Source organism: Shewanella decolorationis S12, assembly GCF_000485795.1.
Classification (GTDB): domain Bacteria; phylum Pseudomonadota; class Gammaproteobacteria; order Enterobacterales; family Shewanellaceae; genus Shewanella; species Shewanella decolorationis.
Window position 1 is genome coordinate 936,260 of the sequence record NZ_AXZL01000076.1, and the last position, 22,559, is coordinate 958,818.

Below are 22,559 nucleotides of genomic sequence, written 5' to 3' on the forward strand. Positions count from 1 at the left end.
CCTACTCTCAGCAGCCGCAAAATGGATCTTAGGCGAACCGATATGACAAATAACCCACTACAACTTGAACGAAAGCTCGCATCGGTGTACTTAATAAACCTCGCGTTTTATCTGATCCCACTGTTTATTACGCCTTATCCTAGCTGGCAAATTATCTTAATTTTAGCAGTGCTGGTTCCCTTTATTTACTGCTATTTTTGGACCTATCGCTGTAATTTCCGCAGCGCTCATCGGCCTATTATCGGCATGTTAGTACTTGCTATAGCTATTACCCCCATTAATCCAGGTTCTATCTCACTCTTTACCTTTGCCAGTTTCTTTATTGGTTTCTTTTATTCCTTTAGAGTCAGCCTGTTATGCTGGTTCGGAATGCTAGTTACACTGTTCTTGCTCAACTATGTTAGTCAATTCAATAGCTACTATTTTCCAATGTACGGCTCCGCCTTGGTATTAGGGATTGGCATGCTCGGTAAGGCAGAGCGAAGACGTTACCAACATAGATTGAAGGAGCGACAAAGCGCCAAAGAGATCAGCACGTTAGCCACAATTGTTGAACGAGAACGTATCGCCAGAGACTTACACGATATTATGGGGCACAGTCTGTCATCGATTGCCCTAAAGGCTGAATTGGCCGAAAAACTACTGGCGAAACAAGAATATCAACTTGCAACGACCCAACTACAAGAGTTAGGACAAATCGCGCGGGAAAGCTTGAGTCAAATAAGGCATACCGTCTCAGAATATAAACATAAAGGCTTAGCGAGTTGCATCACCCAGCTATGTAATTCACTCAGGGACAAAGGCATCTATGTTGAGTTAATCGGTGAGTTACCAAAACTGCCCGCCAGAACAGAAAGCCAACTTGTGCTGATTTTAACTGAACTCGTGAATAATATTTTGCGCCATAGCAACGCGAGCCAATGCAGCATTCAATTTAGTGAACAGGCAAATACCCTTAATGTCGAGGTTAAAGATAATGCCTTAGCAAGGCCCTTTGTAGAAGGAAATGGGCTTACAGGCATCCGTGAGCGTCTCGATAGCCTCGGAGGCCATTTAAGCTATAATCTTGAGCAGGGATACGCCTTTAGCGTCAGTTTACCTTTGCAGGGAGCAACAGATTAATGAAGATCCTCTTAGCTGAAGATCAAGCCATGGTGCGCGGCGCGCTCGCAGCACTATTAACCCTCGCTGGCGGTTTTACCATCACTCAAGCCAGCAATGGCGATGAAGCATTAAGCCTCCTCAAACAGCAGCATTTTGATCTATTACTCACGGATATCGAAATGCCGGGACGGACTGGCTTAGAGCTAGCTGCTTGGCTAAAGGAGCAACATAGCCAAACTAAAGTGGTGGTGATCACGACTTTTGGCCGCGCAGGTTACATCAAACGCGCCATTGAAGCGGGCGTGGGTGGTTTTTTACTGAAGGATGCGCCCTCGGAAACCTTAGTCAACGCCATCCAACAGGTGATCGCGGGTAAGCGGGTTATCGATCCTGAGCTTGCAATCATGGCGATTGGCGATGTCGACCCCCTCAACGATAAAGAGCGCCGCGCCCTACGTTTTGCCAGTGAAGGCAAATCCACCGCCGAGATAGCCGAGATGCTGTTTATTGCCGAAGGCACGGTACGTAACTATCTATCCGAAGCCATTGCCAAACTCAATGCGAGCAACCGAATCGATGCCGCCCGCATCGCCAAGCAAAAAGGTTGGTTATAGCCAACCTTTCAAAACGCTAATAATCATAAATGCAATAAATGCGCTCGAATTGACCCGATGCGAGATCGTCTCGGTGGATAATAAAATTCAACTGCATAGAGTGCTCACTATAGACGACTTTAAGCAGCACCAGATAATCTTCGGCATTGCCGCCTAACTCAGCCGCGGCGTGGAGCTCGGGGGCTTTATAGCGGCTATCGCCATGGCCATTAATGCTGGCAATACCATTGTAATACGGCAGCGGCTGCTCGGGGACGAGCAATGCCTGCAAGTTAGATGACTGCCAGTCGGTATTAGCCCATTGCGATTGAGTGAGAATCTGACCAGGGATAAACCCGTGCTCATTCAATTGTATCAGCTCATAGCCCTTGAGCTGATCTTGCCACTCTGGAGCCAATTCATCATCCACAACCGCTAGGGCATCCAGCACCATGGCTTGTTGCGGTTCTGGTAGCGCTTGTAAACGTGCCTTGGCTAACCTTACTAAATGCGGGTTGTCACTATTAATCATGTCAGGGGCTATCATCTTAATGCTGGCAATCCCCTGAAGTTGATAAGCCGCCTCATACTCATAGTTTCCACATACCGCATCGTCGAATTTAGGTTCAGCAATCGCTTTCCCAGAGTTCAGTTGCTGATCTTCAGCGACATAATAGACATGGCCGCGAAGCATTTCTGAGAATCGCCAGCGCTCCAAAAAGAATAACAATCGCCCTTCTCGGGGCAAGTAGGATTGTAATGCCTTCAGTTCGCTACAATTGATCTGCGCGATAAATTGCATGGGTACACGAAAGGCCTGCGCCGCCTCGTCCCAGTCCCAAAGATGCGCCTCATCTGTCTCCCAATCGTCCTGCCAGTCCTCCCGCCAATGCTCATTAATAAACTCGCGGGTATGGCCAAAGCTCTCAACATAGCCATCCAACATCTCCTCCCTTCCGACCAAAGTCACCGGATACTCCATGCCGACAGGCAAATCCGGCAATCCACCCAGTCGGCTGTTACCTAACTGGGCATAGTCCTCGATTGCGCAGGGATAGAGATCGACACTACTTCGAATAAATGCCGAAAGCGTATGGGCAAGATGCGGGTCTTTAAACTGCGCCAGCTTTTGCTCGAGCAACTGCTGACGAATAGGGGAATTTTCTGCTAACAACATATCCATATTTACCTCACTGCTCCAATATTGGCTTTTTATCATTTCTATCAAATATTTGCTATCGCTTAACAGCTCAGATTGCCAAGGCTGTCACGCTAACACTAGAGCCTGAGTCACATCTTGCGGCGCTGGCGGACAGCGATCCTGTGAATTGAAAACCCTTAGGCGAATTACTGCTACACTCAAATTCAGCGCAAAAAGATCAACAAAAGGATTTGTTTATGGCGATAGCCTGTGTACATACCCGAGCCAGTTGCGGTGTTGAAGCTCCAGAAGTCACGGTTGAAGTCCATCTTAGTAATGGCCTGCCCGCCTTTAATCTGGTGGGCTTGCCCGAAGCCTCGGTCAAAGAAGCGCGCGAGCGCGTGCGCAGCGCCTTGATCAATGCAGGGTTTGAATTCCCTATGCGGCGGATAACAGTCAATCTCGCGCCGGCGGACTTGCCTAAACAAGGTGGCCGTTACGATTTGCCCATCGCCATAGGTATTCTGGCGGCTTCGGAGCAAATCCCCGCCAGTAGCCTTAAAAACACCGAATTTGTTGGTGAACTCGCGCTCTCGGGGCAAATACGCCATTGCCAAGGGTTACTGCCCGCCATCATTGCGGCTAAACGTCATAATAATCAGTTAATTCTTCCCTTAGAGAATCGCCACGATGCCGAGCTTGTGGGCTATCACAGCGTCTATTTTGCTTCCCATCTGCAAAGCTTAGCCGCGTTTCTCCACGGACAAGCGCCACTGCCTATGCTCGAGCAACAGCTCGAATGGATTAGCGACGAGGCGCCAACCACCCAGCCTTGTCTGAGCGATGTCATAGGCCAGTATCAAGCTAAACAGGCCCTCGAAATCGCCGCGGCCGGAAACCATAACCTATTGATGCTCGGCCCGCCGGGCACAGGTAAAACCATGTTAGCGAGCCGAATTATGGCACTATTGCCCATACTCAATTACGAAGAAGCCTTAGAGGTCGCCGCCATTCATTCGGTGGCGGGCATAAATATCAAACCGCAGGATTTTTTGAAGCGGCCATTTCGTGCGCCGCACCATACCAGTTCGTCCATCTCCTTGGTCGGCGGAGGCAGCATTCCTAAACCGGGGGAAATATCCCTCGCCCATCGCGGCGTGTTGTTTTTGGATGAAGTCGCCGAGTTCCCCCGTAAGGTGCTCGATTGTCTGCGTGAACCCATGGAAACGGGCGAAGTAGTGATCTCCCGCGCCGCCGCTAAGTTAACCTTTTTAAGTCGCTTTCAGTTGATCGCCGCCATGAATCCCAGTCCCAGCGGTGATATTGATGGCCCCAATCGCGCTACGCCCGATCAGGTTCAGCGTTATCTCGCTAGACTCTCAGGACCCTTTTTAGATAGATTCGACCTCACCATCGAAGTCCCCAAACTCCCCGCGGGCACACTCACACAACCAACAACGACCGGCGAAACCAGTGATGAAATCGCCAAACGCGTCAAACGCGCCCGCGATATTCAACTCGCTAGGGCAGGCGTGCTCAACAGTGAACTCTCGGGAAAACAGCTCAAGCAATTCGGCGGCCTTAGCGACGCCGATTTAGGCTTTTTAGAGCAGAGTGTCGTTAAGCTCGGGTTATCCGTTCGCAGTTTCCATCGAATTCAACGTGTTGCCCGCACCATTGCCGATTTGGAACAAACCCCCAATACCGAACGGCGCCACCTCGCCCAAGCCTTAGGTTATCGCGCCATGGACAAGCTGTTAGCTCGCTTGTCCCAGCAGTATTAATGCTCGACATGTTATACCAATCGTATTAACAAATGCCCCGACCAGCTGCCGTAAGATTGAGCCAAACGCCGACACCGAGTAACATAGGCCTCCAATTTTTATCAGGAGGTACTAATGGGGACGCTGTTTTCACAATTAAAAGGCTGCATAGCCTTCTTAGGTTATGTCGTGAATACCTTGTTTTGGGTTGTACCTATTATGCTGGGCAGCCTGATAAAGCTTATTCCTCTGCCGCCACTGAGAACGGCCATCAGCTACTTTCTCGACTTTTGCGCAAGTGCTTGGATCAGCGTCAATGGCGTGATTGAGCGTGTACTGCACCCAGTCGACGTCGAACTCACGGGTGACACCCAATTCTCAACCAAAGAATGGTATATGGTGATTGCTAACCATCAATCTTGGGTGGATATTTTAATCCTGCAACGGGTGTTTAACCGCCGCATTCCCTTCCTGAAGTTCTTCCTCAAACAGGAACTGATTTATGTGCCAGTGTTAGGACTCGCGTGGTGGGCATTGGACTTTCCCTTTATGCGCCGCTATAGCACGGCACAGCTGAAGAAAAATCCAAAGCTCAAGGGCAAAGATATTGAAATTACACGTAAAGCCTGCGCGAAATTTAAGACAAAACCCGTCAGCGTAATGAACTTTGTCGAGGGCACACGCTTTACCAAGGCTAAACACAAAAAGCAAAACTCACAGTTCCAACATCTGTTAAAACCCAAAGCGGGTGGCATGGCCTTCGCGCTATCGGCGATGGGAGAACAGATCCACAAGTTAGTGGATGTTGCGATTTACTACCCTGGCCCTGTCCCAAGCTTTTGGGACTACCTGACAGGCAAGCTGCCAAAGGTTAAAGTACACATCAAAGTGAGCGATATTGCGCCGGACATGCGTGGTGACTACGTGAATGATCGTGATTTCAAAATCAGCTTCCAAGAACAATTGAATGAACTTTGGCTCGCTAAAGATCAAGTGATCAGCCAATTGGCTGGTCAAGCGGACCAAGAAGTAAGGTAAAACCTCTATGTTGAATTTCCTTCCCGGCCCAGTGCTGTTTATTCTCAGTCTGAGCCTGCTGATCATTAATACCGCTCTTTGGGGAACCTTAGTTTGCCTCGGTGGTTTAGTGAAAATGTTGATGCCAGCTCAAGGTGCACGTAATGCCGTAACCGGACTGATGAACCGTTTTATGTGGGCATGGGCGAGTTGCAATGGTGGCATTTTATATTTGATAGCCAAAATCGAGTGGGATGTCCAAGGCCTTGAAGGGTTGGATAAAAACGGCTGGTACTTGTTAATCAGTAACCACCTCAGTGGCTTTGATATTGCTGCGCAGACCTATCTGCTGCGTAACCACATACCTATGCTGAAGTTCTTTCTCAAGAAAGAGCTGATCTATGTCCCCATTATGGGCCTAGGTTGCTGGGCGCTCGACATGCCCTTTATGGACAGAACCAGCCCTGCAAAACTCAAGAAAAATCCAAAGCTTAAGGGTAAAGATTTAGCCACCACTCGCCGCGCCTGTGAGAAGTTTAAAAATATGCCCACCTCGATCATTAACTATGTTGAGGGCAGCCGCTTTACCGAAGACAAGCGCCAGCGTCAGGATTCACCTTACCGCCATTTACTCCGTCCCAAGGCGGGCGGTATTGCCTTTACCCTGTCGGCCATGGGCGAGCAATTTACCAATCTGTTGGATGTGACCTTAGTGTACCCCGATGCACCGGATGATGTATTATTCGGCGTGATGAACGGCAAAGTGCGTAAGATAGTGGTGCGAGTTCGCGCCTTACCAGTACCGCAGGTCGATGCGACTCGCTACTTTGCCGAATCCGAGTACCGCGTCGAGTTTCAACGTTGGTTAAACCAAATTTGGGCCGAGAAAGACGAGCAAATCGATGCGCTATTACTGCAACATCGACAGCTAACTGACAGTGCCACCAGCACCCACACACAGCTTCACTAATACAGATTTACGAATACAGCTTCACTGACGTAAAGTGAGTCGATAGCGGGTTAGGCTTACCTAGCCCGCTGATTCCGCCTCAAGCTGTACCAGCCTCGTTGCCACTTGCGCTAATTCGGTTTCATTAAACACGCTCACACCCGCCGCCTGTAGTAATTCCGCCGTTATTCCCTGTCCTGCGATTAAACGTTTACTGAAAGTGCCATCATAAATATGTTGATTACCACAGGAAGGACTACGCGCCTTTAAAATCGCAATTTTGATACCTTGATCCTGAGCCAGAGCAAGCGCCTTTTGTGCCCCCAACTGAAAGGCCGCAGTCACATCCTCTCCCTGCGCCGTTAGCACTACCTCACCAACACGTTCAGCCGCAGGCCTTGGTGTGGGTAATCCGCCCGCGCATTCGGGACAAAACGCCACTATGCGGCCTTCTCGCTGCCATCGCTGTATCCACTCATCTTGCAGCAGATTATGACCGCCGTCATAACGTACCGCCTGCCCGAGTAAACAACTGCTAATGAGGATTTTCTCCATCCTGTCCCCCTAATACCTTAACCCCCTGTACCTAACCCCTGTGTGCCTTAACTCTGTGAGTACCGACCAATGCCTTCTCAGCATTGTACTCAATAAGTCGCAATGGGGTAAAAGCTGCGTTTTATCGCACTATCAGCTCACACGCCAAACGCCAAATTGTCGACAATTATCATTTTAAAAATAGAGAAGATAAAATAATCAAAATCAATAAAATTATAAAATAATAATAAAATACAACAATCAACACAATTTAAATCAGATATATAGACTTACGTCTAAGTAAACATATTGTTGACAATAACCTTTGGCGGGACTATTTTTTACCCATTGTCGACAATCCAGCAATCAACGAGTGATGCGCAGTATGTTGAAGCAAGAGACCATATTCCCAACAGATGACACCCCAAGCTCAGTGGCTCATGCCGCGACGAGCCCAACGAATAAGGTGAAATCCCTCGCCAGCGAAAAATCGTCGACCACCTTAGCCGATCAAATTTTGGTGCAAATACAAACCAGCATCATCAAGGGCGAACTGCCTGCGGGCAGTAAGATCAACGAGCAAGCCCTTGCCGAAAAATATGGCATCAGCCGCGGCCCAACCCGCGAAGCACTGCAAACCTTAGAAAGACAACGTCTCGTTGTCCGCGCGCCCCATGTAGGTGCCCGTGTTGCTCAACTGACTGTGAGCGAGTTAAACGATTTATATCAATTACGTAGCGTGCTAGAAGGTATGGCCTGCGAACTCGCCGCTAGCCGCATTACCCCAGAACAGCTTGCGAAGTTGCAAGACCTGCTCGCCGTGCAAGAAACCGCGCTGGCTAATGGCGATACCTATTTCCAAGAGGAAGGCGATGTCGACTTCCACTATCAAATCATCCAAGCCAGCGGCAATAAGCATCTGCAAGAAACCTTAATTGGCGGGCTCTACCATCTGCTGCGGATGTATCGCTATCAGTGCACCAATAAGAATCGACCAGTAAAAGCCATTGCCGAACATAGACGTATCGTCGAGGCCATCGCCCAGCGTGATGGTGAACTCGCCAGCCTGTTGATGCGTCGCCATATAGAGCAAGGCCGTAAAAATACCGAATTACGCTTGATTGAATTACAAGCTAACGCCGCCGCGAAAGAAACCTTAGCCAATATCAGCTAAGTCGCAGCCCATAAGCATCGAATACTGAACACTCAGTACCCTAAATAGGATAAGGACAAGACCATGACCCAAAGCGCAGGATTACGTTTTCGCCAAGCTCTTGCTAACTCAAAACCGCTGCAAATCGTCGGCACCACCAATGCCTATTTCGCCCTGATGGCGGAGCAAACGGGTTTCCAAGCCCTGTATCTGTCGGGCGCAGGTGTAGCGAACGCCTCTTACGGTTTACCGGATTTAGGCATGACCTCGATGAACGACGTGCTGATCGATGCCGGTCGTATCACCTCGGCAACCAAACTGCCACTGCTGGTCGATATTGACACAGGTTGGGGCGGCGCCTTCAACATCGCCCGCACCATTAAAGAATTTGAGAAAATCGGTGTTGCCGCGGTGCACATGGAAGACCAAGTATCGCAAAAACGTTGTGGCCACAGACCCAACAAAGCAGTCGTCAGCACAGAGGAAATGGTTGACCGTATCAAGGCCGCCGTCGATGCCCGCACCGATCCTAACTTTGTGATCATGGCGCGTACCGATGCGGTTGCCGTTGAAGGTGTAGAAGCGGGTATCGAACGTGCAAAAGCCTATATCGCCGCGGGTGCCGACATGATTTTCGCCGAAGCCTTAACTGAACTCGACCAATATCGTCACTTCAAAGCCCAAGTTAACGCGCCAATCCTGGCGAACATGACCGAATTTGGCCAAACCCAATTGTTCAATAAAGAAGAACTTGCCGAAGCGGGCGCCGACATGGTGCTTTACCCACTCGGTACTTTCCGCGCAGCTAACCAAGCCGCACTGAAAGTGATGCAAGCGCTGATGAATGATGGTCATCAACGCAATGTCTTAGACACTATGCAGACCCGAGCGGATCTGTATAAGTACTTGGGCTACCACGCCTTTGAAGACAAGTTAGATCAATTGTTTAGCCAAGATAAGTAAAAGATAAGTACAGACCATGGACGTCAGTAGAAGCTTTGGCTTCGCGTTGTTACTGATACCCAGATGCGCGAGCCGCGACCTCACATAACGGCTCATGCATCACCGACACGCTGCAACCCTACATAAGGCTAAAACTCTGTATTTAGTCAACATTTATGCAGCTTTAACCAAAAAGGTAGACGGCTAATATTGAGCCTGTCTGCAATAACCATAGCGTTAACGGAAGGGAAGAATTATGTCAGACGCAAAAAAATTAAGTGGTGCTGGATTACGTGGCCAGAGCGCGGGTGAGACTGCACTAAGTACTGTAGGTGTATCGGGTAGCGGCCTGACCTACCGCGGTTACGATGTAAAAGATCTGGCCGAAAACGCCACCTTCGAAGAAGTCGCCTACCTGATCCTTTACGGTGAGCTGCCAACCACAGCACAACTCGAGGCCTATAAGACCAAACTTAAGGGCATGCGCGGCCTGCCACAGGCATTAAAAGAAGTGTTAGAGCGCATCCCTGCCGATGCTCATCCAATGGATGTGATGCGTACTGGTTGCTCTATGCTGGGTAACCTCGAAGCCGAGCACAACTTTAGCGAGCAAAGCCAAATTGCCGACCGTTTACTGGCGGCTTTCCCATCGATCATTTGCTACTGGTATCGCTTTAGCCACGATGGCGTACGCATCGATACAGAAACCGATGACAATCAAATCGGCGCCCATTTCTTACACCTGCTGCACGGCAAAGCCCCATCGGCGCTGCACGCTAAAGTAATGGACGTTTCGTTAATTCTGTATGCAGAGCATGAGTTTAACGCTTCAACCTTTACCGCCCGTGTGTGTGCATCGACCCTGTCGGACATGCATTCTTGCGTAACTGGCGCAATCGGTTCACTACGTGGCCCACTGCATGGCGGCGCCAACGAAGCGGCGATGGAACTCATTCAAGATATGAAAGACGAAGCCGATGCCCGCGATGTGCTCATGGGTAAACTCGAGCGCAAAGAAAAGATTATGGGCTTTGGTCACGCCATCTACCGAGATTCAGATCCTCGTAACGCCATCATCAAAGAATGGTCAGAAAAACTGGCCGCAGATTATGGCGATGATCGCCTCTACCGCGTATCGGTCGCCTGTGAAGCCCTGATGTGGGAACAGAAAAAACTCTTCTGTAACGCCGACTTCTTCCACGCCAGTGCTTACCACTTCATGGGCATTCCAACCAAGCTGTTTACCCCGATCTTCGTTTGTTCACGGGTAACGGGTTGGGCAGCACATGTGATGGAGCAGCGTTCAAACAACCGCATTATTCGTCCAAGTGCCGACTATGTGGGTGTATCACCACGCAAAGTGGTACCCATTGCCAACCGTTAAGCAAAACTGACCACACTTAGCGCGAGACTTCACTCAAGGTGCGTCTCGCGCCGACTTCATTTTCCGAAATGGATGATGTTATGAGCACTGTTATGAACACCCAATATCGCAAGCCTTTACCCGGCACAGCACTCGACTATTTCGATACCCGCGAAGCCATTGAAGCCATTGCCCCCGGCGCCTATGCGAAATTGCCTTACACCTCGCGCGTGTTAGCGGAAAACTTAGTGCGTCGCTGCGAGCCGCAGGCGCTTACAGACTCGCTAAAACAAATTATTGAATCAAAACAGGAACTAGATTTCCCATGGTTCCCGGCCCGCGTGGTGTGCCACGATATTTTGGGGCAAACCGCGCTGGTAGACCTTGCAGGTCTGCGTGATGCGATTGCTGCTAAGGGAGGCGATCCGGCGCAGGTTAACCCTGTGGTCCCGACCCAGCTGATTGTCGACCACTCACTGGCTGTGGAATTCGGTGGTTTCGATAAAGATGCCTTCGCCAAAAACCGCGCCATCGAAGACAGGCGCAACGAAGACAGATTTCACTTTATCAACTGGACGCAAAAAGCCTTTAAAAACATTGATGTGATCCCACAGGGTAACGGCATCATGCACCAAATCAACCTGGAGCGTATGTCACCCGTGGTGCATGCTCGCGATGGCGTGGCATTCCCCGATACCTTAGTGGGCACCGACAGTCACACGCCACACGTGGATGCGCTGGGCGTCATCGCTATCGGTGTGGGTGGACTTGAGGCCGAAAGCGTGATGCTGGGCCGCGCCTCCTATATGCGTCTACCCGACATTATCGGCGTTGAGCTAACAGGCAAGCCTCAGCCAGGCATTACCGCCACCGATATCGTATTAGCCTTGACCGAATTCCTGCGTAAGGAAAAAGTGGTTTCTTCTTATTTAGAGTTCTTCGGCGAAGGTGCTGAGGCTTTAACCCTTGGCGATCGTGCGACTATCTCTAACATGACGCCAGAATTTGGCGCCACCGCCGCCATGTTCTATATCGACCAACAAACGCTAGACTACCTAACCCTCACGGGTCGTAGCGATGAGCAAGTTAAATTGGTTGAGACCTATGCCAAGACCACAGGTTTGTGGAGCGATGATCTCAAGCAGGCCGAGTACCCACGTACCCTGCATTTTGATCTATCATCGGTAGTGCGTACCATTGCTGGCCCATCGAATCCCCATGCTCGCGTTCCGACTTCAGAGTTGGCCGCGCGCGGCATCAGCGGCGTGGTTGAAAACGAGCCAGGCTTAATGCCAGATGGTGCCGTGATTATTGCGGCTATTACCAGTTGCACCAACACCAGTAACCCACGTAACGTAATTGCGGCGGGCCTGCTGGCACGTAACGCCAATGCCAAAGGCTTAAGCCGTAAACCTTGGGTGAAAACCTCACTCGCCCCCGGCTCTAAGGCGGTACAACTCTATTTAGAAGAAGCCAACTTGCTGCCAGAGCTAGAGTCATTAGGCTTCGGTATTGTCGGTTTTGCCTGCACCACCTGTAACGGTATGAGCGGCGCACTCGACCCAGTGATTCAGCAGGAAGTGATCGACCGCGATCTTTACGCCACCGCCGTATTATCCGGTAACCGTAACTTCGACGGCCGTATTCACCCTTACGCTAAGCAAGCCTTCCTCGCATCACCGCCATTAGTCGTCGCCTATGCAATCGCAGGGACGATTCGCTTCGATATCGAGAAGGATGTACTCGGTCAAGATAAAGACGGCAAGCCAGTGCGCTTAATCGATATTTGGCCAACGGATGCCGAAATCGATGCTGTGATTGCGGCAAGCGTGAAGCCAGAGCAGTTCCGCAAAGTCTACGAGCCGATGTTCGACCTGAGCGTCGACTATAGCGATAAGGTCAGCCCACTGTACGACTGGCGTCCACAATCAACCTATATCCGCCGCCCACCCTACTGGGAAGGTGCATTAGCGGGCGAGCGCACCCTCAAGGGCATGCGTCCACTCGCGGTATTAGGCGACAACATCACCACCGACCATTTATCGCCATCAAACGCGATTATGATGGACAGCGCGGCGGGCGAATACCTGCACAAGATGGGCCTGCCAGAGGAAGACTTTAACTCCTACGCGACCCACAGGGGCGACCACTTAACCGCCCAGCGCGCGACCTTCGCCAACCCTAAACTCAAAAACGAGATGGCAATTGTCGATGGCAAGGTGAAGCAAGGCTCACTGGCGCGTATCGAGCCAGAAGGCATAGTCACCCGCATGTGGGAAGCCATTGAAACCTATATGGATCGCAAACAACCGCTGATTATTATTGCCGGCGCTGACTATGGTCAGGGTTCATCCCGTGACTGGGCGGCAAAAGGTGTGCGTTTAGCGGGTGTTGAGGCGATTGTCGCCGAAGGTTTCGAGCGTATTCACCGCACAAACTTAGTCGGTATGGGCGTGTTGCCGCTGGAGTTCAAAGCGGGCGAGAATCGCGCGACCTATGGCATCGATGGCACCGAGGTGTTTGATGTTGTTGGTGATATCGCGCCACGTGCAGACTTGACCGTTATCATCACCCGTAAAAACGGTGAGCATGTCGAAGTGCCTGTGACCTGTCGTTTAGATACCGCTGAAGAAGTGTCTATCTACTCTGCTGGCGGCGTACTGCAACGGTTTGCGCAGGATTTTTTAGAGTCAAATCTGAAGTAAGATTCGCGCTAAAAGGCGGCAATGCCGACAAGCTTGCCGCCTATATCGACACGAACCTTTTCGCTATTCCCCTTGGAGTTAATAGCATGAGTAATAAACTTTTCCCGCCCCAGATTAAAGTGGCTGCAACCTATATGCGTGGTGGCACTAGCAAAGGGGTATTTTTCCGTCTGCATGATTTACCCGAAGCAGCCCAAGTACCCGGCCCAGCCCGTGATGCACTACTGCTGCGCGTCATTGGCAGCCCCGACCCCTATGGTAAACAAATTGATGGTATGGGCGGCGCAACTTCAAGCACCAGCAAGACGGTTATTCTGTCTAAAAGCAGCCAAGCCGACCACGATGTCGACTATCTGTTCGGCCAAGTGTCTATCGACAAACCCTTTGTGGATTGGAGCGGTAACTGCGGCAACTTAACCGCCGCCGTCGGCGCCTTTGCCATCAGCAATGGTCTGATTGATGCTGATCGTATTCCGCAAAACGGTATCTGCACCGTGCGCATTTGGCAGGCCAATATTGGTAAAACCATTATTGCCCACGTGCCAATTACCGATGGCATGGTGCAAGAGACCGGTGATTTTGAGCTCGATGGCGTGACCTTCCCCGCCGCCGAAGTACAGATCGAATTTATGAATCCCGCCGCTGACGAAGACGGCGATGGTGGCAGCATGTTCCCAACGGGTAATTTAGTAGATGTACTCGAAGTACCGGGTATTGGCAGCTTTAATGCCACCATGATTAACGCGGGTATTCCAACCATCTTTATCAATGCTGAGGATCTGGGTTACACGGGCACTGAACTGCAAGACGATATCAACAGCGATAACGCGGCTCTTGCCAAATTTGAAACCATCCGTGCTTACGGCGCTCTACATATGGGACTGATAAAGCATGTTGATGAGGCCGCATCACGCCAACATACCCCAAAAATCGCCTTTGTTGCTAAACCGAAGAGCTATGTGTCATCCAGCGGTAAAACCGTAGCGGCAGAGGAAATCGATCTTCTGGTTCGCGCCCTTTCCATGGGCAAATTGCACCATGCGATGATGGGCACAGCCGCCGTAGCCATTGGCACCGCGGCGGCGATTCCCGGCACTTTAGTGAATCTCGCGGCAGGCGGTGGTGAGAAGGAGGCAGTACGTTTTGGCCACCCTTCAGGCACCCTTCGCGTTGGCGCGCAGGCCATGCAAGTAAACGGCGAATGGACTGTCGTCAAAGCCATTATGAGCCGTAGCGCCCGCGTCCTAATGGAAGGCTTTGTGCGCGTACCTTCGGCTTAAGCCAAGAAAAGAGTTCAACCAAAGACCTTGCTTCACCCCCTTCCGGCAAGGTCTTTTTTTATTATCCCCTGTAGCAACCAATATGTTGGCATTCGGTAAAAAATGCTAAACTTGGATTGTTTACTGCTGATAATGATAAAAATCCAATGAGCGGCATAAACTTGTAAATAAAGTATTCATTACTTTTATTTTGCAATTTAGTTCGCGCCTGCTTTTGACTCGCGCGATTGACCCAAAGTAACTAATGCCTCCCAACTTTGGGATCACTGGGTTTTATAGGGGTAGTTTTGAGTCAACCAATCCTAAGACTAATCTTAAGTGTGCTCTGCATCCTGAATTTTTTTGCGGTGCCCCCATCAGGCTTGGCATTACCATTAAATTCGGCCAACACTCAGCTAAAATTCGAACATATCCGCAGTGAGGAAGGGTTAAACCAAAACACTATCACTAGCCTGTTTATGGACAGCGCGGGCATGCTTTGGATTGGCACTCAAGATGGACTCCACAGTTATAATGGCTATAACTTTAATCTGTTTATCCACTCGCCTAATGATCCTAAAAGCATTTCAGAAAGCTATGTATCAGATATTATTCAAGATGCTGATGGCTATCTTTGGGTAGGTACCTTTAGCCAAGGGATTAATCGATTAGATTTAAAAACTGGTACGTTTGAGCGCTTTGGTACAGAACAGGGTCTGACAGACCCAAGAGTCACTAAACTCAATATTGTGGGTAATACCCTTTGGATTGGTACTCAAGGAGGATTATTTTCACTCTCGACCAAAACCAAGCGTCTTACACAGGTTTCATTAGGGACTAGCATAGAACCTTACATTACCAGCCTTGCTAACGTTGATAACACCTACTTACTCGCGGGCACTAAGGCAAGTGGTACTTTTGCAGTCAGCGCCAACACAATTACCCGACTCAATGTGCCTCAGGACCAGATCGCATATCAAATCAAAGCCAACTCAACTCGCGCCATTACCTTAGCTCTAGGTAATCAACTCTGGCATTATGATCTGGCGACTCAACATGGAAAAATGCTTTGGCAAGCAGAAAAGAATATTCCGTATATCAAAGATTTTATTCATACACCCCAAGGACAATTCTGGGTTGTAGGCCCTGGAGCAGGGTTAATTCAATTAGAGCGAGCCGCTGATCACTTTGTCGCTTCATACCATAAGTACGATATGAAGCGCACAAACAGTATTAGTGAAAATAATATCCTGTGCCTGCTTGAAGATACCTTCGGTAACCTATGGCTTGGTGCGAGCTATTCAGGTTTGAATAAGATCAATACCCGCCGGCAATATTTTCAGCATTTATTTGAATATACAAATGAATTACCTCAGCAGAGTAATAATATTCGCACCATATACCGGAGCCAAGATCAGGCATTATGGATAGGTACTGAAGGCGCTGGACTTAAACGACTTGCTTTGAATAGTACAAAATACGAGCATTTCACTTCGGAGTTTGCCAAGGCGCTAGGACAAGAAACTCAAAACATTAATCTAATTTTGCGTTCGATTATTCAAGACCATCAGGGCACGCTGTGGTTTGCGAGTAATTATGGATTAGGGCGTTTAAGTAAAAATGGTGATTTCAGCCTGATACGGGTTTCCAATGATCTGGACGCCACCTCCGAAGCTAACTATATCCGCAGCTTAGAGCTAGATAACCAAAACAGACTGTGGGTGGCTACATCCCACGCGCTGTATCGAAAGTCACCTGATAAAGATGAATTTACGCCAGTTCCACTTACTGGGATTGAGAATTTTCATCCAATGCAAAATCTATTACTTATCCTGAGATCCAATCAAAATACTCTGTGGATAGGTTCGCTCAACGGTCTAGTTAAACTTGATATGACTACGGGAGTTGGCGAGGTTTTTTACCACGACCCGCATGATAAAAAAAGCATTATAAACAATCGTATTAGGGATATTTTAGTATCGACTGATGGGAATGTTTGGTTTGCAACCCATGGAGGTATTAGCAAGCTGTCAGCACAGGACTCCTCTCCCGTTTTCCATGATTACACCCGCGCTCAGGGCTTACCCAGCGACACTATTTACGCCCTACTGGAAGATAGTGAGCATCATATCTGGTTTAGTAGTAACGCTGGTATAGGCAAGCTAAATCCCATTAATGGCAAAATCATCAACTTTAATGAACAGGAAGGCCTGCAGGCATTGGAGTTTAACGGTGGTGTAAAACTTAAAGACAGCGATGGTGATCTCTGGTTTGGTGGCATTAACGGCATCAATCGTTTTAATCCAGAAACACTGCCAGATCAAAGGGTCGACGCAAAAGTCGCGCTCACTGCCTATAAAATCGCGGGAGAAAAACACACCATCCTCGATCTTAGTCATCCACCACAAATAGTGATGAACTACGCAGATCAATTGGTTAGCTTTGAGGTGACATCCCTCGACTTTAGTTACACAGGAAAAAATCGCTTTAGCTATTTCCTCGAAGGATTTGATAACCAAAGGCACGATTTGCCTACAGGTAATGAAATTACTTTTACCAATATCGATCCAGGCCATTACGTACTGCATGTTAGGCATTCGCTAGAATACAATCGCGAAGGTAATTATGCTCTCCTTGTCGATTTAACGGTTAATGCCCCGTTTTATAGAACTCAATTTGCCTATGCACTTTATATTCTGCTGACATTAGGTCTGCTAGGATGGACAATTAAGTGGCGCAAGCAAAAACGCCAGCAACAACATGAATTTGAAACCAGCATTCGCGCCTCCGAAGAACGGCTTAAACTCGCACTTTGGGCCTCTGGTGATGGCATGTGGGATTGGAATATCCAAGAGCAGCAAGTATATCGAACCCATACTGATATTCCGGTACCCCAGTGGAATCGACATAATCTGCTGCACGATAATGCCCACCCTGAAGACAGAGAAAGATTTAGGCAAATCTTGACCGAACACTTACAAGGCCGGACGCCCTTTTTTGAAGTGGAATATCGTATCGAGCATTCACCGGGCAACTGGGTTTGGATCCTTGAGCGCGGCAAAGTGGTAGAAAAAAATAGCCATGAACAGCCCATTCGGATGACGGGCACTACCCGTAATATCACTTCGCGTAAGTTGATCGAGAACGAGCTAGTGCTCTCTTCTCAAGTGCTTAACAGCATGAACGAAGCGGTTGTCGTGGCAGGTTTAGACTATCGTATCCGCTCGGTAAACCCAGCCTTTAGCGCCATTACCGGATATTCGGAGCGGCAAATCAGTGATAAATATTTAATTCACTTAGCCTACAGCAGGCAGCAGCGAGATCTGTTCAACAGTATTGAGCAGCAGTTACTACGAAATAAACATTGGGCGGGTGAAATTTGGATCCGTAACAAGTCACGTAAGGCGATTCTAGTGTGGCTTGAGATCAACCAAGTGATCGATGTCAAAGGGGAAACAAGCCACTTTGTGGCGGTGTTTACCGATATCACAGAGCGTAAAAAGGCCGAAGAGGATTTACGCTTCCTCGCCAGCTTCGACACCCTGACTGGACTGCCGAATCGCACCTTGTTCCAAGACAGGCTCAACCACGCCATATCTCAAGCCCATAGGTCGAATAATATCGTCGCTCTGTTGTTTTTAGACCTCGACCGCTTTAAACATATTAATGACTCTATGGGGCACCATATTGGCGATCTGCTCCTCAAAGCCGTGGCCCACAGGCTGCAAAGTGCCGTTCGCGAAGGGGATACAGTTGCCCGCTTAGGTGGCGATGAATTTACCATTATTCTAGAAGGCGTGGCGAAAACCAAAGCAGCAACACTGATCTCCGAGAAAGTGCTTAAGGCCTTTCAGGCACCCTTCTTGCTCGACGATAAATCACTGACCATTTCGACCTCAATTGGTATCAGCCTGTATCCCAACGACGCGACAGATGTGGACTCGCTGATCAAGTTTGCCGACACCGCCATGTATCATGCTAAGGCGCTCGGGCGAAATAACTTTCAGTTTTACACCAATAAACTCAATGAGATGGCAACACGCCATGTGCAACTCGAAGCGGGGCTTAAGCAGGCTATTTCTCGCAATGAGTTAAGTTTGGTGTATCAACCCAAGTTTTGTTTGCGAAATGGCTCTCTCACAGGCCTTGAGGCACTGCTACGCTGGCATCATTCTGAGTTAGGCCCGATCTCACCCGCCGAGTTTATTCCGCTCGCAGAGGAAACAGGCATCATTAATCAGATTGGCCATTGGGTGATCAACCACGCCTGTCAACAGCTTGCGGAGTGGAATGAACAGGGCTTTAGCGGTCTTAGTATGGCGGTTAACCTTTCGGCACGGCAGTTAAAAGCCGATATTATCTCGACCATCGAAGTCGCCCTCGCGGTATCTGGCCTGCCCGCCAAGGCCCTCGAGCTGGAATTAACCGAGTCGATGATCATGGGTAATCCGCAGGAATCGGTAAATATCCTTTCTAAACTCAAGGCATTAGGTTTAACCATCGCTGTGGATGATTTCGGTACTGGTTACTCAAGCTTGAGTTACCTAAAACGTTTCCCCATCGATACCCTAAAGATTGACCGTGAGTTTGTGCGCGACATTACCAACGACCCCGATGATGCGGCAATAACAAGCGCGATTATTGCGCTCGCCCATAGCCTAGAATTGAATGTAGTTGCCGAAGGGGTTGAAACCCAAGAACAGCTGAACTTCTTAGCGCTGCAAGGTTGCGATCAAGTACAGGGCTTCCTGCTGAGTAAACCGCTCAGTGCCCAAGATTGCTTAGCGCTGTTGCAACAACGGATAAAATAAAACCAGATAAAAAATAAGGCTCCATAATGGAGCCTTATCGTATTGATATCAGAAGATTATGGCGCTACACGCTCAACACGTTTCACCCAGCCATCAGGGCCTTGGATATGGCCTTTTTGGATATTGGTATATAGCTTGTAGATGCGCTGAATATGCTCACCCACCTCGCCGTTGCCCACGGTCACCACTCGGCCATCTTCAAAAATATAGGAACCGACAGCAGACACTACGGCTGCCGTACCAAAACCACCCGCTTCGATAATCTCACCGGATTCGATATCGGCGATAAATTTATCGAGCATAACAGTCTCTTGGCGCACTTCGCAGCCGAGTAACTCACCCAGCTCCATAATGGATTGCGAGGTAATAGATTTTAAGATGGTATCGGTGAAGGTTGGAATAATCACTGTGCCGTCTTTCAGAATGTGGAAGTGGTTCATGGCGCCCGCTTCTTCAATCTGTTGGTTGTTCGCATCTAAATACAGCACCTGTGATGCACCAAACTGCGCGGCAGCTTTACCGGCACGCAATGAGGCAGCATAGTTGCCCGCCGCCTTCGATGCACCAGTTCCACCCGATACAGCACGGTGATAGGTTTTACTGATCAGCAAACGGATACCTTTGTTCACTCCGGCAGCATAGTAAGCACCACTAGGGCTTAACACTACGCAGAAAGTGTAACGAGAACTTGGGCTTACAGACAGACGGTCTTCGGTCGCAAAAATAAAGGGGCGAATGTATAAACAGGCACCTTCTTGCATCGGGAACCAGAGACGATCCACATCGATCAAGGCGTTGATCGCATCGATTTGCATCTGCTCATCGATATTAGGAATACAGACAATATCCGCAGAACGATTCATACGCTCGGCGTTTTTATTGATACGGAAAGTGTAAATTTCGCCATCTTCATGCATAAAGGCCTTGGCGCCTTCGAAGATTGACTGACCATAATGCAGGGCCATTGCACCCGGTGCCATTTCAAACGGACCGTAGGGCACAATACGTGGATCGCGCCATTCACCATCGCGATAATCCATTAAAAACATATGATCGGTTCTGAGGCTACCGAAGCCCACATTTCCTTCGGGCTTGAATTGCTCAGTACGGCGTTCGGACGCAGGTTTTAAATCGTATTTTATTTCCATCGCATACCACCTTGATTACTGAACAAGCAGACTAGGTAGCGGCAGGAATAAAGTCAATAGGTGAGATTCATCTAAAAGTCTTAGCTGATAAAATAACCTGTTAGAAAGATGTCTTAACAACTTGCCGTTAGGGTAAATCGCCTCATTCACCTCCCTTATTGACTTTGGATTTCGTCATGCGGTGCCTCAAGCCAGCCGCCCACGGCTTGTATGGGTTCTTCATTTAGCGTTAACCAGGCCACCCACGCCAAACGGGGCGCGTTAAGCGCTGATGCGGGAATGGCATCGAGGGATTGGGTAAAGTGCAGCGCGGGCTCAGTTGCGCCCGCAAACACAGCCGTCGCGGGCAAAGATTGCAAACTCAGCACTACAAAGTCATGGGGTAATTGTTTATGGCGATTCTCGCCGCGTTTTATCTCAGTCGTAAAACCTGAACCGACCAAGGCCAAGTGCAAACGCGCTCGATGTAAGTCTTTATCCTGCGCCCAACTGGGCTGCGGTGCAAAACTCGCCTCAAGTTGCTGATTGGTGATGCGCACCTTAAGCACCCCGACCTCAGGCTGAGGCATAGCAAATATCCCGTTTAACTCACCCGAGAACCAACCACGCCATTCCTTAGCATTAATCACAAACTGTGGCGTATACACTTGCCGCGTATGCTTTTGGTTTAAATGCTGATATTGGCGCTCACTGAAAGCCCTTTGGCCAAAAATATCCTTCCATCCTAGGTAATCCCAATAGGTCACATGAAAGGCTAATGGAAAATATTTCTGCCATAGGTCGGTCTTATTAAACTGCTCAGCTAACCAAGCTTCGGCGGGCGGGCAACTACTGCAACCCTGTGACGTATAATGTTCGATAATATAAGGGCGAGTCACGGCACTCTGCGCTTGAAAAGGCGCCAACGACTGAGCAAGCCCAGGTTGCAACAGCTGCCAGAACAAAATACTCACTAATAGGATGCGTTTCATTATTTATCCTCTCTTATACCAATCGTATTAAATATCTGTTCATTCAGCGGGAGTTAAACGGGCTTTAGACAAGGCGAAGGCTTGAAGGCATAGTGGCGCTCTGTCGAAAGCCTTAAACGCAGTATAAAGCCCGTTCAACACCGCCCTTCGGGAGCCTCACAGGCATCTCACTCCGGTGTTACATTGACTTAAAAGGGAATAACCATTTCTTCGTCAATGCGCCTTGGATTGAGATGCCAGAGAGGCTCTGAACTGATTAGATATTTAATGTGATTCGTATAATTTGCAAATTCATGCGACTGGGTCTGGTTTATCTTTTTAACGATACTTTTTGGGATGCCATGGTGGAGGAAATATTACTTTTGCGTAGCGCGGTAATGGTCGAAGTTTTCAATATAGTCTTCGAGATTGGCGTCGATCATCTCTTTATAGCGCTCGATATAGTAATCCATCATTTCCTGTTTTTTGGCCTGCATTTGCTCTTTGGTTTCAAAGCTGGTGGAACCAAACCAAGCGTTGTAGCGGGCGACGGCCCACATAAAAGAAGCGCTGACCTCACCGGTTTGGATCTCGGTGTTTTGGTTTTGCTGGTTCGCGAGCTTAATCATCTCAGTGGCACGTTCGTAAAAGGCTTGTTGGTTATCTGACATCAGCAATTCCTATGGTTGGGTTAAGTAAAAAGAGCATGTGTTGTATCACTCTTTTGGCTGTTGCCAATAACCCTAAGGCATTTTGTGGTTGATGGACAGTCGTGCGCTTCACAGAATCCGTTGATATCACACCAAAAGGCGGCGCCGAAATGAAATATGAGATAGGCGTAACATTTTTCACCGCTTTGTCGAGCGCCTTTGCCGCAGATGATTGTTGCTACGCTAGTCAGCTTGATATGACCATTTAGAGCGCGCTCTAGTTAGCGGCAAAGCTCCACATCGCTTGGATAAGGCCATTAGAGACTTCAAAGACCACCATGACTTCAAAGGGCTCGTTGCGTATGCCGCAGATCCGTTCCTGATCGACGATCTTATACCAATCGTATTAAATATCTGTTCATTCAGCGGGAGTTAAACGGGCTTTAGACAAGGCGAAGGCTTGAAGGCAGAGTGGCG

General features: G+C 49.0%; 17 protein-coding genes. 12 read left to right on the top strand and 5 right to left on the bottom strand.

The annotated features are described in order from the left end of the window. The first annotated feature begins 42 nt into the window (after window positions 1–42). Complete coding sequence (locus SHD_RS21085) at window positions 43–1,122, top strand: sensor histidine kinase (RefSeq protein WP_039978998.1); 1,080 nt, start codon at window positions 43–45, stop codon at window positions 1,120–1,122. Further along, on the top strand, window positions 1,122–1,718 hold the full coding sequence (locus SHD_RS21090; protein ID WP_023268994.1) for a response regulator transcription factor: 597 nt from the start codon (window positions 1,122–1,124) through the stop codon (window positions 1,716–1,718). Before SHD_RS21085 ends, SHD_RS21090 begins: the two co-directional genes overlap by 1 nt. Before the next feature lie 16 nt (window positions 1,719–1,734). Here the strand turns inward: SHD_RS21090 and SHD_RS21095 are convergent, their stop codons facing one another. Further along, window positions 1,735–2,880, bottom strand: a complete 1,146-nt coding sequence (locus SHD_RS21095) for a DUF1963 domain-containing protein (RefSeq protein WP_039978892.1) — start codon at window positions 2,878–2,880, stop codon at window positions 1,735–1,737. 215 nt (window positions 2,881–3,095) lie between these two features. Here SHD_RS21095 and SHD_RS21100 point away from each other — a divergent pair, with 215 nt between their 5' ends. From SHD_RS21100 to SHD_RS21110, 3 genes are all read left to right on the top strand, one after another. Then, on the top strand, window positions 3,096–4,622 hold the full coding sequence (locus tag SHD_RS21100) for a YifB family Mg chelatase-like AAA ATPase (protein WP_023268996.1): 1,527 nt from the start codon (window positions 3,096–3,098) through the stop codon (window positions 4,620–4,622). A gap of 114 nt (window positions 4,623–4,736) precedes the next feature. Further along, window positions 4,737–5,639 carry an acyltransferase gene (locus SHD_RS21105; RefSeq protein WP_023268997.1) on the top strand — a complete coding sequence of 301 codons (903 nt, stop codon included), beginning with the start codon at window positions 4,737–4,739 and terminating at the stop codon, window positions 5,637–5,639. 7 nt (window positions 5,640–5,646) lie between these two features. Continuing rightward, complete coding sequence (locus SHD_RS21110) at window positions 5,647–6,588, top strand: acyltransferase (protein WP_023268998.1); 942 nt, start codon at window positions 5,647–5,649, stop codon at window positions 6,586–6,588. Between the two features lie 60 nt (window positions 6,589–6,648). Here SHD_RS21110 and SHD_RS21115 read toward each other — a convergent pair whose 3' ends face one another. After that, window positions 6,649–7,122, bottom strand: coding sequence for a 2-thiouracil desulfurase family protein (locus tag SHD_RS21115; RefSeq protein ID WP_023268999.1), 474 nt, complete (start codon window positions 7,120–7,122; stop codon window positions 6,649–6,651). A gap of 364 nt (window positions 7,123–7,486) precedes the next feature. On the opposite strand from SHD_RS21115, the gene SHD_RS21120 reads away from it, so the two are divergent. From SHD_RS21120 to SHD_RS21145, 6 genes are all read left to right on the top strand, one after another. Continuing rightward, entirely contained in the window at window positions 7,487–8,275 is a 789-nt protein-coding gene (locus tag SHD_RS21120; protein ID WP_023269000.1) for a GntR family transcriptional regulator, read from the top strand. 63 nt (window positions 8,276–8,338) lie between these two features. Further along, window positions 8,339–9,217, top strand: coding sequence for a methylisocitrate lyase (gene prpB, locus SHD_RS21125; protein ID WP_023269001.1), 879 nt, complete (start codon window positions 8,339–8,341; stop codon window positions 9,215–9,217). A gap of 235 nt (window positions 9,218–9,452) precedes the next feature. Then, entirely contained in the window at window positions 9,453–10,580 is a 1,128-nt protein-coding gene (prpC, locus tag SHD_RS21130; RefSeq protein WP_023269002.1) for a bifunctional 2-methylcitrate synthase/citrate synthase, read from the top strand. 80 nt (window positions 10,581–10,660) lie between these two features. Then, entirely contained in the window at window positions 10,661–13,264 is a 2,604-nt protein-coding gene (acnD, locus tag SHD_RS21135) for a Fe/S-dependent 2-methylisocitrate dehydratase AcnD (RefSeq protein WP_039978896.1), read from the top strand. A gap of 86 nt (window positions 13,265–13,350) precedes the next feature. Next, entirely contained in the window at window positions 13,351–14,544 is a 1,194-nt protein-coding gene (prpF, locus tag SHD_RS21140; RefSeq protein ID WP_023269004.1) for a 2-methylaconitate cis-trans isomerase PrpF, read from the top strand. 287 nt (window positions 14,545–14,831) lie between these two features. Then, window positions 14,832–19,334: an EAL domain-containing protein gene (locus SHD_RS21145; protein ID WP_235056989.1), complete on the top strand. Its 4,503-nt coding sequence runs from the start codon at window positions 14,832–14,834 to the stop codon at window positions 19,332–19,334. A 56-nt stretch (window positions 19,335–19,390) separates the two neighbouring features. On the opposite strand, the gene SHD_RS21150 is transcribed toward SHD_RS21145, so the two are convergent. The 3 genes from SHD_RS21150 to SHD_RS21160 form a co-directional block, all read right to left on the bottom strand. Then, the gene (locus tag SHD_RS21150; protein ID WP_023269006.1) at window positions 19,391–20,482 is read right to left on the bottom strand and encodes a branched-chain amino acid aminotransferase; all 1,092 of its coding nucleotides are present in this window, start codon (window positions 20,480–20,482) and stop codon (window positions 19,391–19,393) included. Window positions 20,483–20,637: 155 nt separating this feature from the next. Further along, a complete protein-coding gene (locus SHD_RS21155; RefSeq protein ID WP_023269007.1) occupies window positions 20,638–21,453 on the bottom strand; it encodes a DUF1223 domain-containing protein in 816 nt (271 codons plus the stop codon). 356 nt (window positions 21,454–21,809) lie between these two features. Continuing rightward, complete coding sequence (locus SHD_RS21160) at window positions 21,810–22,103, bottom strand: DUF3144 domain-containing protein (RefSeq protein ID WP_023269008.1); 294 nt, start codon at window positions 22,101–22,103, stop codon at window positions 21,810–21,812. A gap of 101 nt (window positions 22,104–22,204) precedes the next feature. On the opposite strand from SHD_RS21160, the gene SHD_RS21985 reads away from it, so the two are divergent. After that, entirely contained in the window at window positions 22,205–22,351 is a 147-nt protein-coding gene (locus SHD_RS21985) for a hypothetical protein (protein ID WP_023269009.1), read from the top strand. Window positions 22,352–22,559: the final 208 nt, after the last annotated feature.